9 protein-coding genes are annotated in these 13,386 nt (G+C 71.8%); 3 read left to right on the forward strand and 6 right to left on the reverse strand.

Going from position 1 to position 13,386, the window contains the following annotated elements; translation table 11 throughout:
* Window positions 1-329: 329 nt before the first annotated feature.
* Window positions 330-878 carry a MarR family winged helix-turn-helix transcriptional regulator gene (locus IEY89_RS35410; protein ID WP_189151647.1) on the reverse strand — a complete coding sequence of 183 codons (549 nt, stop codon included), beginning with the start codon at window positions 876-878 and terminating at the stop codon, window positions 330-332.
* A gap of 147 nt (window positions 879-1,025) precedes the next feature.
* Between IEY89_RS35410 and IEY89_RS35415 the strand changes: the two genes are divergently transcribed.
* A complete protein-coding gene (locus tag IEY89_RS35415) occupies window positions 1,026-2,300 on the forward strand; it encodes an MFS transporter (RefSeq protein WP_189151694.1) in 1,275 nt (424 codons plus the stop codon).
* A 31-nt stretch (window positions 2,301-2,331) separates the two neighbouring features.
* On the opposite strand, the gene IEY89_RS35420 is transcribed toward IEY89_RS35415, so the two are convergent.
* From IEY89_RS35420 to IEY89_RS35430, 3 genes are all read right to left on the reverse strand, one after another.
* Window positions 2,332-3,162: a class I SAM-dependent methyltransferase gene (locus tag IEY89_RS35420; protein ID WP_189151648.1), complete on the reverse strand. Its 831-nt coding sequence runs from the start codon at window positions 3,160-3,162 to the stop codon at window positions 2,332-2,334.
* A 114-nt stretch (window positions 3,163-3,276) separates the two neighbouring features.
* Window positions 3,277-4,962, reverse strand: coding sequence for a SpoIIE family protein phosphatase (locus IEY89_RS35425; RefSeq protein ID WP_189151649.1), 1,686 nt, complete (start codon window positions 4,960-4,962; stop codon window positions 3,277-3,279).
* Between the two features lie 219 nt (window positions 4,963-5,181).
* Window positions 5,182-6,558 (reverse strand): NAD(P)/FAD-dependent oxidoreductase, encoded by a 1,377-nt coding sequence (locus tag IEY89_RS35430; protein WP_189151650.1) that lies wholly within the window; start codon window positions 6,556-6,558, stop codon window positions 5,182-5,184.
* Window positions 6,559-6,938: 380 nt separating this feature from the next.
* Here IEY89_RS35430 and IEY89_RS35435 point away from each other — a divergent pair, with 380 nt between their 5' ends.
* On the forward strand, window positions 6,939-7,760 hold the full coding sequence (locus IEY89_RS35435) for a TetR/AcrR family transcriptional regulator (protein WP_189151651.1): 822 nt from the start codon (window positions 6,939-6,941) through the stop codon (window positions 7,758-7,760).
* 241 nt (window positions 7,761-8,001) lie between these two features.
* On the forward strand, window positions 8,002-9,963 hold the full coding sequence (locus IEY89_RS35440) for a sigma-70 family RNA polymerase sigma factor (RefSeq protein ID WP_189151652.1): 1,962 nt from the start codon (window positions 8,002-8,004) through the stop codon (window positions 9,961-9,963).
* Window positions 9,964-10,061: 98 nt separating this feature from the next.
* Here IEY89_RS35440 and IEY89_RS35445 read toward each other — a convergent pair whose 3' ends face one another.
* Window positions 10,062-10,208 (reverse strand): hypothetical protein, encoded by a 147-nt coding sequence (locus tag IEY89_RS35445; RefSeq protein WP_189151653.1) that lies wholly within the window; start codon window positions 10,206-10,208, stop codon window positions 10,062-10,064.
* Between the two features lie 571 nt (window positions 10,209-10,779).
* A complete protein-coding gene (locus IEY89_RS35450) occupies window positions 10,780-12,948 on the reverse strand; it encodes an asparagine synthase-related protein (protein ID WP_189151654.1) in 2,169 nt (722 codons plus the stop codon).
* Window positions 12,949-13,386: the final 438 nt, after the last annotated feature.

The following is a 13,386-nucleotide window of genomic DNA, read 5'->3' on the forward strand; positions in this document are numbered from 1 at the left end:
CGGCGACTCCGACTCTATCAGATCCTTTCGGGCCTGATTCCCAGTCAGCGGGGCTTGTCCTCCCGGCTGTTGGGCCGTTCCGACGTTTCAAACCTTAGCGGATCCTCTCGGCGATTCCCAATCGGGCCGCTGAGCTCCATCGAGCCCCATTCGAATTGAATTCGGGCGTGCCGAAATCAACCCGGCTGGGAGATCGTGCTGATGGTTTGGGTTGCCGCTGCTGCGGCGGGTTGCCACCGCAGAACCGTTACGGCCCCGTGGCAACCCGGAGAACATTACGGATCGAGCAGGGGGATGTCAAGCACCCCTGTCCACGCCTGTCAAGATCTTTAGTCCAGGTCGGTGAGTCGCCCGCCGGCGTCCGGCTGGGCGTGCTCCACGCGGCGCAGGAGACGGGTGAGAACGTCGCCGAGCCTGCCGCGTTCGTCCTGGGAGAGGTCCTGGAGGAGGTCTTCCTCGAAGACGGTGGCCAGGCGCATCGCCTCCAGCCACTTCTCGCGGCCCTCGTCCGTCAGCTCCACGATCACGCGGACCCGGTTGGCCTCGTCACGCTCCCTGGTGACCAGTCCCTCCGTCACCATCCGGTCGATCCGGTGCGTCATCGCGGCCGGCGTCAGGCCCAGCCGCTTCGCCAGGTCGCTCGGGCCCATGCGGTACGGGGCGCCGGAGAGGACCAGCGCCTTGAGGACCTCCCACTCGGCGTTGCTGATGCCGAGCGTGGCGGTCTGGCGGCCGTAGGCCACGTTCATCCTGCGGTTCAGTCGGCCCAGGGCCGCGACGATCTTCTCGACCTGGGGGTCCAGATCTCTGAACTCGCGCTGGTAGGCGGCGATCTGCTCATCGAGCGTCGGCTCACCGACGGCGGGGGTGTCACCCATGGGCGCAGTGTCCCATGCGCGCGCTTGGTGTCGAAGCCCTTCGAGGTGTACTGTTCAGGCCTTAACTTTAGCTTCGAAGTCTTCACATCTAATCAATTCGGTAGGCGTACGACTTCACAATCAAGGCAGGTGAAAGTGACCAGGGCGATGGGCGCAGCGATGCGCCGGATCCATGTGGGCAACGCACTCAGCGCGTTCGGGCTCGGCTTCACCGTCCCCTATCTGTACGTCTATGTGGCGCAGGTGCGGGGACTGGGAGCGATGACGGCGGGTCTCGTACTTGCCGTCTTTGCCGTGGCCGCGCTGGTCGTGCTGCCGTTCGCCGGGCGGGCCATCGTCCGGCGCGGCCCGCTGCCGGTGCTGCTCGTCGCCCTGGTCACCGCCGCTGTCGGCGCGCTGCACCTCGGGCTCGCCGCCAACGCGACCGCCGTACTTCTTGCCGCTGTGGCGCTGGGGGCCGGGCAGGCCGTGATGCAGCCGGCGCTCGCGACGATGATCGTGGACTTCTCGTCGGCGGAGACGCGGTCGCGGGCCTTCGCCACCCAGTTCTTTCTGCAGAACCTCGGGCTCGGCGTCGGTGGGCTCATCGGCGGGCATCTCGTGGACACGACCCGGGTCGGCTCGTTCACCCTGCTGTTCGCCATCGAGGCGGCGATGTTCCTGCTGCTCGCCGTGATCATGACGGCCGTACGCATGCCTCGTTCGCCGAGGATCGACGGTGCTCCTGCTCAGGCCAAGGGCAGCTGGAAGCAGTTGCTCGGGAATCGGGCGATGGTGCAGCTGTGTGTGCTGGGGTTTGTTCTTTTCTTCGCCTGTTATGGGCAGTTCGAGTCGGGGTTGAGTGCGTACGGGGTCGAGGCGGCCGGGATCTCGACGTCCGCGCTCGGTTCGGCGCTGGCGGCGAACACCGCGGTGATCGTGGTCGCGCAGTTCGCGGTGCTCCGATTCGTCGAGCGGCAGAAGCGGTCCCGGGTGATCGCGGCCGTGGGAATCCTGTGGGCCGTCGCGTGGGGCGTGGCGGGGTATGCGGGGCTCGGGCACGGCAGCCAGGCCATGGCGACCGCCGCGTTCGTGTCGACGTACGCGCTGTTCGGGCTCGGGGAGGCGATGTTGTCGCCGACCGTCGCGCCGCTGGTGGCCGATCTGGCGCCGGACGGGATGGCGGGGCAGTACAACTCGGCGTTCGCCCTGGTGAAGCAGCTCGCGCTGGCTGTCGGTCCGGCGGTGGGCGGTCCGCTCGGGGCTTCGCTGCACGGGCCGTACATCGTGATGTTCCTGCTGTTCTCGCTGGGGATCAGCGTCCTCGCCGTACGGCTGGGGCGGGAGCTGACTCCCGTACAGAATCAGCCGTCACTGGCGCGGCGGAGTCGGGTGGTCGCGCAGGGTGGGGCTCCGGTGGAGGCCGTGGTGCCTACTCCGTAGGAGTAGGCACCGGCTCGGTGGCGTCCTGTTGTCAGCGGGTGGCTGTGGCCAGGGTCGAGGTGAAGGGGAGGGTTGCCGAGCCGTCGGGGGACGTGTGGGGGGCCAGGGCTTCGCGGATCGTTTCCGCCGCTTCGGTGAAGCGGGCCGGGCCGCCCGTCTCCTCGATCGACTGGCCCCAGGGGACGGCCGCGAGGTGGCCGGAGGCGAAGTCCGCGAAGTCGGGGAACGCGACGGCGAAGGTGACCTCGCGGGTCGTGACGTCGTGGAAGCCGGCGGTGGTCAGGGCGGCGGTGAGGCGGTCGGCGGGGCAGGAGAGGGAGGCGGCGAAACGTGCCTCCGCCTCCGGGGTGCCGTGTTCGGCGACCGCCTTGAAGTGGGCGGCGAAGTACGGGGAGCGGTCCACGGGTGGGGTCCAGGCCGTGGCCGTGAAACGACCGCCCGGACGGGTGACGCGGGCCGCTTCGGTGAGTGCGGCCTCCAGGTCGGGGAAGAACTGGAGGCCCTGTTGGCAGACGACCGCGTCGAACGAGTCGTCCGGATACGGGAGTTTGTCGGCCGGGGCCTGGGTGAACTCGATGTCCGGGTACATCCGCGGTGCCTTGCGGGCGGCGATTCTGAGCATGCCCTCGAGGAGGTCGACGGCGGCCACGTGGCCCGTGGGGCCGACCTGGGCGGCGGCCGAGCGGGCGACGAAGCCGGTGCCGCAGGCCAGATCGAGGACGTGGGCGCCCGGGAAGAGGTCGACGGCCTCCAGGGCCGCGGCGACGAAGGGCGCCATCAGGGGGGCGCTGTAGCGCTCGTAGTGCTCCGTGGCGGTGTGGGTGGCGTTGTCTTTGAGGGGGAAGCCTGTGAGATCTGCCATGGAGGAGCTACTAGCAGGCGCCGGCCGGTTCGCCTAGGTCCTGTCGTCACATTCCCGTCGTCCGCCCGGAGGGCGGGCCGGGCGGCGTCTGGTGCGTGCTCTCGGTGTGCCGGATCACTTGCCCACCGGCAGCACGAACTCGCACCACACCGCCTTGCCGCCTCCCGGTGTCCGGCGTGAGCCCCAGCTGGTGGCGACCGTCGCGACGATGGCGATGCCGCGGCCCGATTCGTCGCCGGGTTCCGCGGTGCGGCGCAGGGGGAGGTGGTCGTCGCCGTCCGTCACCTCGACGATGAGGCGGCGGTCGGTGCGGCGCAGGCGCAGGCGCATCGGGGGTGTGCCGTGCTGGAGGGAGTTCGCGACAAGTTCGCTGGCCGCCAGGACGCCCACGTCGTGCAGTTCGGTGGGGAAGCGCCAGCTCGTCAGGACCCCGGAGGCGAAGGCACGCGCGCGTGGGGCCGCCTCGATGCCGCCCAGCAGTTCCAGGGCCGCGTTGCGGAACAGGTCGCTGTCGGGGCCGGTGCGGGCCGGGTGCTGGAGGACCAGGACCGCCACGTCGTCGTCGTGGTCCGCGGTGACGCCCGCCGAGCGGACCAGGCGGTCGCAGATGACCTGGGGGCTGCCCGTGGCGCCGGACAGGGCGCGCTCCAGGGCGGCGATGCCCTCGTCGAGGTCCTCGTTGCGGCGTTCCACCAGGCCGTCGGTGTAGAGGACCGCCGTGGAGCCGGGAGTGAGCGGGATCGAGCCCGAGGCGTGCATCCAGTCGCCCGTGCCGAGGGGTGGGCCCGTGGGTTCGTCGGCGCGCTGGACGACTCCGCTCTCGTCACGGACGAGGATCGGGAGGTGGCCCGCGGAGGCGTACACCAGCTTGCCCTCGTTCGGGTCGTGGACGGCGTACACGCAGGTGGCGATCTGGTTGGCGTCGATCTCCGTGGCGAGGCCGTCGAGGAGCTGGAGGACCTCGTGCGGGGGGAGGTCCAGGCGGGCGTACGCGCGGACCGCCGTACGGAGTTGGCCCATGACCGCTGCCGCGCGCACTCCGCGGCCCATGACGTCGCCGATGACGAGGGCTGTGCGGCCTCCGCCGAGGGTGATGACGTCGTACCAGTCGCCACCCACGGCCGCTTCCGTGCCGCCGGGGTGGTAGGTGGCGGCGACGCGGAGGTCGTCCGGTTCCTCCAGTTCCTGGGGGAGGAGGGAGCGCTGGAGGGTCACAGCGGTCTCGCGCTGGCTGCGTTCGCTGGCGCGCAGGCGTTCGGCGGCCTCGGCGTGGTCGGTGACGTCGGCGGCGAAGATGAGGACGCCGCCACTCCCTTCGGGAGTGGCCGTGGCCTCGACCGGGGTGCACGTGATCGTGTACGAGCGCCCGCTGTGCGCCTTGCGGGACTTGAGCGTGCGGGGCTTGGCGCTGCGCAGGACCTGGTCCAGGAGGGGCAGCAGGCCCAGTTCGTCGAGCTCGGGGGCCACGTCCCGCGCGGGGGCGCCCTCCGCGCGTACGCCGAAGGCCGCCGTGTAGGCGTCGTTGGCGTACGCGATGCGGTGGTCCGGGCCGTGGACGATGGCGACCAGGGCCGGGATGCGGTCGAGGACCTCGCGGGTGGGCAGGTCGTCGACCGCGGGGAGGCAGGGCGCCCCGTCGGCGAGCTGCTCGGCGCGGGCGGCGGGTACGGAGCCGGGGCCGGGGCCGGAGCCCTCACCGAGTCGGTCCGGCAGCCGGTCCGGAGTGATCGGGTGATCCGTCCGCGCTGCGGCGCGGCGCTGCGTTCCGGGAAGTCGGGCGCTCCAGCGCGTGAAGTTCACGAAACCTTGCCTCGTGTTTGTCGGCACAGGCCGGCAGCGGGTCGGCCGGAGGTACGGGGGGCGTTCCCCGGGAGATACAGCACTTACGGAATGCCTCGCGGGTAGAGAGGGGTGGAGAAGGCGTGTGCGGCAAGAGCGTGGAGAACCAGTCTGGCAGGGTGGCCGACCCGGCCGACATCCTTCAGACGCCGGCCGCGTCGGTGGAGTTCCTGGATCCGGTCAGGACGACCCCTTCGGGTCCTGGTTCAGGTTCTGAGGATGCTTCCCACCGGCCGCGAGTTCGAACTCCGCACGGGGATGTTCGAGTGAACCGAGGGAGACGATCTCCCGCTTGAAGAGTCCCGACAGAACCCACTCGGCGAGCACCCGGGCCTTGCGGTTGAAGGTGGGCACACGGCTCAGGTGGTAGACGCGGTGCATGAACCAGGCAGGGTAGCCCTTCAGCTTGCGTCCGTAGACGTGTGCGACACCCTTGTGGAGTCCCAGCGAGGCTACTGAACCGACGTACTTGTGGGAGTACGTTTCGAGCGGCTCGCCCCGCAGCGAGCGGGCGATGTTGTCGCCGAGGACCTTGGCCTGGCGTACCGCGTGCTGGGCGTTGGGGGCCGTCTCCTTGCCGGGTTCCGCGGCCGTGACGTCGGGCACGGCGGCGGCGTCACCCGCGGCCCACGCGTGCGTGGTGCCCTCGATCCGCAGTTCGGCGGTGCACTTGAGGCGTCCGCGCTCGTTCAGCGGCAGGTCGGTGGCGGCGAGCAGGGGGTGGGGTTTGACGCCGGCGGTCCACACGACCGTACGGGTGGGGAAGCGGGCGCCGTCGCTGAGGACGGCGATCCGGTCCGCGCAGGAGTCGAGGCGGGTCTCCAGGCGCACGTCGATGTTGCGGCGGCGCAGCTGGGTGACGGTGTACTTGCCCATCTCCTCGCCGACCTCGGGCAGGATGCGGTTCGAGGCCTCGACGAGGATCCACTTCATGTCCTCGGCCTTGACGTTGTGGTAGTACCGCGCGGCGTAGCGGGCCATGTCCTCCAGCTCGCCGAGCGCCTCGACGCCGGCGTAGCCGCCGCCCACGAAGACGAAGGTCAGGGCCGCGTCGCGGATCGCGGGGTCGCGGGTGGAGGAGGCGATGTCCATCTGTTCGATGACGTGGTTGCGCAGGCCGATGGCCTCCTCGACCGTCTTGAAGCCGATGGCGTGTTCGGCGAGGCCGGGGATCGGCAGGGTGCGGGAGACGGAGCCGGGGGCGAGGACGAGTTCGTCGTACGTCAGTTGCTGGGCGCCCGTTCCCTCTTCCGCGGTGGCGAGGGTGGTGACGGTCGCGGTGCGCTTGGCGTGGTCGATCGCCGTGACCTCGCCGACGACGATCCGGCACTGGCCGAGGACCCGGCGCAGTGGTACGACGACATGGCGGGGCGAGATGGAGCCCGCCGCCGCCTCCGGGAGGAACGGTTGATAGGTCATGTACGGGTCGGGAGTGACGACGGTGATGTCGACCTGGCCCCGTTTCAGCTCCTGCTGGAGCTTCCGCTGGAGGCTCAGGGCCGTGTACATACCGACGTAACCGCCGCCGACAACGAGAATGCGCGCACGTTCCTTCACCGTCCCATGACGCACCCACCGCTCGCGTTTGTCCACAGGCCCGGCAATTTGTGTGACCTTCGACCAATGGGCCGCAACGTTGCCCGAATCGTCGGCGTGCGGGGCAGAACCGCAGGTCAGCTGGTGTGAGCCGGGTGGCACGAGGGGGCGCAACCGGGACGTAAGCGACGCATACTCCGATCGGGCGGCACCCCGTGCGGAACGTGCCCCTTCTGAATTGACCCTCGCTCAACTATGTTCGTAGGTCGACGGGGTGTAGGGGGATGCGCTCTTTCGGGTCCGCTCCGCGACGGGGGACCCGTGGTTCAGTGCTTGTTCCGCGCGCTCCGGCTGCCAATGGCGGGGTCTCCGGGGGGAGACGTCATTACCGGGGGAACATTATGCACATTCAGGATTCTCGTTGGTCATCCGCGTCCGCCATCGCACCAGGCGGACCGGTCAGCGCGGCGGCGGGCAACGGACGCGGTGAGGGATCGCGTACGGCGCCGTTGCGTGTGGACGCACAGCGCAATCTGGAGCACGTGCTGCGCGCGGCACGTGAGGTCTTCGGCGAGCTGGGATACGGCGCGCCGATGGAGGACGTGGCACGGCGCGCGCGGGTGGGTGTCGGCACGGTGTACCGGCGCTTCCCGAGCAAGGACGTCCTGGTCCGGCGGATAGCCGAGGAGGAGACCTCCCGGCTGACCGACCAGGCCCGTGCGGCGCTCGGGCAGGAGGACGAACCGTGGTCGGCGCTGTCGCGCTTCCTGCGGACGTCGGTGGCCTCGGGCGCCGGGCGGCTGCTGCCGCCGCAGATACTGCGGGTCGGTGTCGCCGACGACGACGCTTCCGATCGTGCCGACGGCTCCGGTGGTCTCGGTGGCTCCGGTGGCCTCGGCCTCGATGAGGCGCGGGTGCCGCAGCAGCGGACCCAGCCGGCGGGTGCCGGCTTCGGTGGCGGGGAGCTGCGACTGGTGTCCGACGACTCCGCGGCGGCTGCGCCTGCGGACGACGCGGGCGCGGTGGCACTGCTGGACGTGGTGGGCCGGCTCGTGGAGCGGGCGCGCGAGGCGGGCGCACTTCGGCCGGACGTGTCGGTGTCGGACGTCCTGCTGGTGATCGCGACGGCGGCGCCCTCGCTGCCGGATGCCGCGCAGCAGGCGGCGGCCTCTTCACGGCTGCTGGACATCCTGTTGGAGGGGTTGCGGTCACGGCCCCTGTGATCGAACGAACCCGAAGGCAACGAACTCGAACATTTTCGGGCGGGGTGGCCAACTTTCCTGCGGGGAGAGTCGGTTGAGCATTCCCCGTTCGGGTGAACGCTAGTACCTCGGTGCGGGAAGTCCCCACGGACGAGTGGTTGGTTCGTTCCAGGTGTCCTGAACAAAAGCCAATATGGCACTCTGACCCGGTGTTCGGGACTGGATGTGCAGGCAGCTGTGCAGGCGGCGGGGGCTTTCCGCGATGAGTTTTGACGGGCGGGACGAGTCACCGGGTGACGGCGACCCGGAGACCGGCGGAGGGCTGACCTCGCCACAGGTGCCGAACCAGGGCGGGCCGGGGGGCGTTCAGTACCTGGGCGGCTCGGTGGACGACGCGGAGTACCCCGAGTACCTCGACGACCTCATGGAGGGGAGCGTCCCGGCGCAGCGCGGGGGCAGCCTGCTGCCGCCCCGCGCGGACAGCGTGCTGCCGCCGCCCATCGAACTGCCACCCTCCGACACCGACCTGATCGGGCGGATGCGCTCGGGCGACGACACGGCGTACGAGGAGCTGTACCGGCGCCACGCCGACGCCGTACGCCGGTACGCGCGCACCTGCTGCCGTGACGGCCACACCGCCGACGACCTCACCGCCGAGGTCTTCGCCCGCATGCTCCAGGCGGTGCGTGGCGGCTCCGGCCCCGAGTACGCCGTACGCGCCTATCTGCTCACCACCGTCCGCCGGGTCGCCGCGAACTGGACGACGTCGGCGAGACGTGAGCAACTGGTCGACGACTTCGCGGTGTTCGCGGCGCAGGCGGCGCGCGGCTCGGACATGTCCGCCAGGTCCATGGTGTCCGCCGACAACGACACGCTGGACCTGGGCGCCGACGTGCGCGCGATGCACGAGGCCGAGCGGTCCATGGCCATGCAGGCGTTCCGGTCGCTGCCCGAGCGGTGGCAGGCCGTGCTGTGGCACACGGAGGTCGAGGACGAGTCGCCGAGCGAGGTCGCCACGCTCTTCGGGCTCGACGCCAACGGCACGCGCGTACTCGCCAGCCGGGCCCGCGAAGGGCTCAAGCAGGCCTACCTCCAGGCCCACGTCAGCTCCACCCTCACCACCGACGAGGAGTGCTCCCGCTACGCCGACCGGCTCGGCGCCTACGCCCGCGGCGGGCTGCGCAGCCGGGCCGAACGCGGGCTGCGCAAGCACCTGGAGGAGTGCGCCAGGTGCCGGCTGGCCGCGGGCCAGATCAAGGAGGTCGCGAACGGTATCCCCGCAGTCGTACCGATCGCGGTCATCGGCTGGTTCGGCGCCGCCGGGTACGCCAAGGTGGCCGCGCTGGTCGCCGGGGGCGCCGGAGCGGGTGCGGTGGGCGTCGGTGGCGCGGCGGCTGCGGCGAGCGGCTCGTCGTCCGGCGGGGCCGGGGGCGGCGCGGTGGCCTCGGAGGGGCTGGGAGCGCCGCTGAAGGCGGGGATCGCGGCGGGAGTCGTCGCCGTAGGGGTCGCGGCGGTGGTGTTCGCGCTGGCCGGTGACGAGGTCCCGAAGAAACCGGTGGCCCAGCCTGCGCCGTCCGCTCCGTCCGCGCCGGTGGGGCGGCCGGCGGCGCCGACACCGAGCCCGACGCCGCCGGAGCAGGAGCCGGAGCAGGCACCTCCGGCCGTGGTCCCGGCCCTGGCGCCCACGCCCACCCCGAGCCCGACCCCCACTCCGACCCCCAGCCCGACCCCGACGCCTGCCCCGACTCCCACCCCGACGCCGCCTCCCCCTTCCCCGCCGCCGCCCGCCCCGGCCGACTACCAGTGGAACGAGCTGGAGTACGGCATCACCGGCGACGGCACCAAGCCCGAGATGCGGCTCGGCGAGAGCAGTTGGGTGTGGCAGCGGTGGGGGGTGTCGATCGGGGACAAACAGTACGAGCACGGGGTGACCGTCCACGGGGAGTCCTCGGTCACCATCGATCTCCACCGCGAATGCGCCTCGTACGACGCCCTGGTCGGCGTCGACGACATGGCGCTGGGCCTCGGCCAGGTCCGCTTCTCGGTGTTCGCCGACGGACAGCGCATGTGGCAGTCCGAGCTGATCCAGGGCGGCCAGGAGGCCGTACCCGTCCACGTCGATCTCACCGGGCGCAAGACGATCCGCCTGGTCGTGGAACCTCACTCGCCGTTCGACTCGGTGGCACTCGCGGACTGGGCGGAGTCGAAGTTCATGTGCCGGTGACCGGGGTGCCGGTGCCAGGGCAGGTGGTGCCTGTGCCGGGGTAGATGGTGCCTGTGGCGAGGTAGGTGGTGTGGGGTGCGCCCGGTGGTGGCGCGTGGCTACCGGTGGGCGAGTTCGTCGAGGAGGTCGAGCACGTCGGCCGGGGTGAGGTCCGATCCCGTCGTACGTTCGGACTCGTACCGTTGCGGTCCCGGGGCCCTGCGGGCCGTGGTCTCCGTCTCCTCGGCCCGCGCGCGGTCCGGCATCGGGCGGGGGTGGCCGCCACGCCAGCTGTCGGAGGCGGCGAGGAGGCGGGCCGCGTGGGGCAGGTCGCCGAGGTCGGCCAGGGCGGGGCCGCGCCACAGGGCGAGGGCTCGGGAGGCTGCGGGCGGCGGTCGTGGGGTCGGCGCGGTCCAGGGCCGCCTTGCCCTGTCGTACGAGGCGTTCGAAGAGGTGGAGGTCGATGTGGTCCTGGGGTGCCGTCAGGCGGTACCCGCCGGGGTCCGAGGTGATCGTGTCCCTGCCGAGGGTGCGGCGTAGGCGGCCGATGAGGGCCTGGAGGGCTGCGGGGGCGTCCTTGGGCGGGGTGTCCGCCCAGACCTCGGCGATCAGGATTCTGTACCGCACCGGCCCATTCTCGCCCCGCCGCCCCAACCCGTCCCATCCCGTTCCTGGGGGCTGCCGTGCCCGGACGCCCGCTGTCGGCCCTGAACGGGCCTCGTCCTCAAAATCCCCCAGAGGGGGGACCCCCAGACGGGCTGGATGTCCCGGGCCCGCGCTGGACACAGACGGCGAACGGGCGGGTGGGTGGGAAACAAAGCCCCGTAAGGCCAGACCTCACCCCCGGTGTGCCCCCGCCCCCGCTCCCAACGCGCCCCTCTGGGGGGTGATTCCCGACGGTACGGCTCGTTGGCGGGCCGGGGTTCCGGTCCAGCAGGTGCCTCGGCGGGAGAGGAGGCGGCGTAGCCACACCTCCAGGGAGACCAGGTCGGCCAGGCCGTCCAGGGGGAGGGGTTCGCCCTCCGCGGCGCCTCGCAGGGCCTTGCGGACCACCCTCGCCTCCACCAGGCCCGCCTCCGCGAGCAGCGGCGTGTCGAACAGGGTCATCAGGGAGTCCACCGACACACGCAGGCCCGTCCGTGAGGCCGCGGTCGCCGACGCGTGGGACGGTGCGCCCCAGCCGGGGGGCAGGTCGGCGACGCCGGCGCCTTCCAGGACCGTACGGAGGATGGACGCCCGGGCCCCGGGCTGGACGCGCAGGGCCTCCGGGAGGGCCTGGCACGCGCGTACCACCTGGTTGTCCAGGAAGGGGGTGTGCAGGCGCTGGAAGCGGATCTCCGCGGCCTGTTCCAGGACGCGTACGTCGGCCGCCTGGCGGGTCAGTGCCGCCCGCGCGCGGAAGTGTCCGGGGCGTTGGCCGGGGCCCACGCCGACGCCCGCGCGGTCCGTCGTCCAGTTCAGGCGAACCGATACTTCAGCCAGCGCCTCACCGGTCAGCCAGCGCGCGGCCGGGCCGGGTCTGGCCCAGGTGAGCGCGGCCAGGGAGGCTCCCACCGCGCCGCCCGGCTCGTCGAAACGGCGCTGCATCAGGCGGTCGGCGAGGTTCTCGATGCCGGCCCGGTAGGGCGTACGGGAGAGCTTGCGGGCGGCGCCGTACACGCGCGCGGGGACCATCACCGAACCGTCGGCCTTCGCGAGCGCCGCCACCGGGCGGACCAGGTGGCGCCGTTTGCGGTCCATCAGGAGGTCGGCGAGGCGGGCGGGGTGGGCGTCCAGCACCTGCCGGGCGCCGTAGCCGGTGAAGTGGTCCGCGCTGCCCGACGCCAGTCGGGCCCGGTGTCTGGCCGCCGTCACCAGGGACGGGCCCGGCTCGTCGGTCAGCGGGCCCTCCAGGTCGGCGTACGGGAGGACGTCCTCGCCGCCCGCCACCACCACGTGGTGCAGGCGCGGGTTGGCCGCCAGGTTCCCCGCCCGCTCCAGTTCCGCCTCGCGCCCGCCCACCACCAGGTCGTTGAACGTCACCGCCACGAGCCGCTCCCCCGCGCCCGTGCCGTGGCCGAGGACCGTTCCCGGCATGCCCGGCAGACCTGCCGCCAGGAGCGCGAGCGTTCCCGAGGCCGGGCCGCCGGACAGGTCGGCCCCTATCCCCGGTACGGGCATTCCGCGCGCGGCACGCCGTTCCGCAGGGCCCATGCCGGGCACGGGCCCGGGATCCATGGTGGCGTCGGGCACATGGCGAGGGGCGGACAGCCGGGCGCGTACCGCCTCCACCAGCGCGTCCCGTACGCCGTCCACCGCGCTGTCGGCATCCACCGAGGCCGCCGCGACCGCGAGGGAGGCGACCGGTTCGTACCCGGCGATCTCCCGTGCGCCGGCGCGCAGGATCAGCGCGTGCCCGGGCGGAATGCGCCGTACTCCGTCGTAGGGGGTCGAGTCGTGCAGCGCGGCCGGTACGTCCGGGGCCGCGAGGAGCGCGGCGAGGTGGCCGAAGTCGAGGTTGGCCTCGATGAGGTCGGCGAGCGGGAGGGCCGCCGTCGCGTAGGCCGTGCCGCCCGACCAGGGGGTGTAGAACACCGGGCGCGCGCCCGCCAGGTCGCCGCAGACCATGAGCCGTCGGCCCACCTGGACGATCGCCGTGTAGCTGCCCGGCCAGGCCGTCAGATGGCGAAGTGCCCCTCCGCGCGCGGCGAACAGCGCGACCCGCAGCTGCTCGTCGGTGGCTCCGCAGATACCGAGGACCGCGATGCGGGTCTGTGCGTCGGCGCTCACGACGCGCACCTCGTCGGGGCGCCAGTCGCCGACCGCCCAGAGGGGGTCGGGGTCCCCCCAGAGAAGTTGGGAGCCCACCGGGTGGACGGACTCGCCGTCGTAGCCCGTCGCCCCCGCCGCGTATCCGGCACCGGCGCCGGTCCCGGCTCCGGCGCTGTCGGCCGCGTAACCGCCGGGTCCTGTCGCATACTTGGCGGCCACAGCTGCGGTGCTGCTCCATCCCACCAACCACCGCATCGACGCCTCCACAGGCTGTGGACAACCAGTGCACCGTACGAACTCGGCACCATGCTGCCATGAAGGACGCGCCTCGGAGGGACGGCGGAGCCGCTCGTGCTCCCCGAAGTGCGCCCCTGCGAACTCCTGTGCACCCCTTGGAACATGCCCGCCCGGGCCCGAACGCACGCGCGGGTCAAGGGACTTCGAGGCTCGGAACACGGGACTTCGACGTTCGGACCAGGGGATCGCCGGACACCGGCGGAAAGTTCACACCCCGTCGGGCAGGGAGTTCCCGACACATCTCCAGCACGGCTGCGACCTGAATGCGCCCCCGTTACGCTCCCCCAAGACGCCCCACGCGCCCTCAACTTCCATGGTGGGAGGGGTAATCGGCCCGGAATGGAGGGGGCTGTTTTCGGCCAAGTTGGCGAAGCGGAGGCAGGCTCGCGCACGCTC

The sequence above is a fragment of the Streptomyces lacrimifluminis genome, from assembly GCF_014646095.1.
GTDB classification, from domain to species: domain Bacteria; phylum Actinomycetota; class Actinomycetes; order Streptomycetales; family Streptomycetaceae; genus Streptomyces; species Streptomyces lacrimifluminis.

Excerpts from the sequence above, each read along its gene's own strand:
- IEY89_RS35435 (WP_189151651.1), top strand. The coding sequence starts at position 6,939 with ATGCACATTCAGGATTCTCGTTGGTCATCCGCGTCCGCCATCGCACCA.
- IEY89_RS35415 (WP_189151694.1), top strand. The coding sequence starts at position 1,026 with ATGGGCGCAGCGATGCGCCGGATCCATGTGGGCAACGCACTCAGCGCG.
- IEY89_RS35450 (WP_189151654.1), bottom strand. The coding sequence starts at position 12,948 with ATGCGGTGGTTGGTGGGATGGAGCAGCACCGCAGCTGTGGCCGCCAAG.
- IEY89_RS35420 (WP_189151648.1), bottom strand. The coding sequence starts at position 3,162 with ATGGCAGATCTCACAGGCTTCCCCCTCAAAGACAACGCCACCCACACC.
- IEY89_RS35440 (WP_189151652.1), top strand. The coding sequence starts at position 8,002 with ATGAGTTTTGACGGGCGGGACGAGTCACCGGGTGACGGCGACCCGGAG.
- IEY89_RS35445 (WP_189151653.1), bottom strand. The coding sequence starts at position 10,208 with ATGCCGGACCGCGCGCGGGCCGAGGAGACGGAGACCACGGCCCGCAGG.
- IEY89_RS35410 (WP_189151647.1), bottom strand. The coding sequence starts at position 878 with ATGGGTGACACCCCCGCCGTCGGTGAGCCGACGCTCGATGAGCAGATC.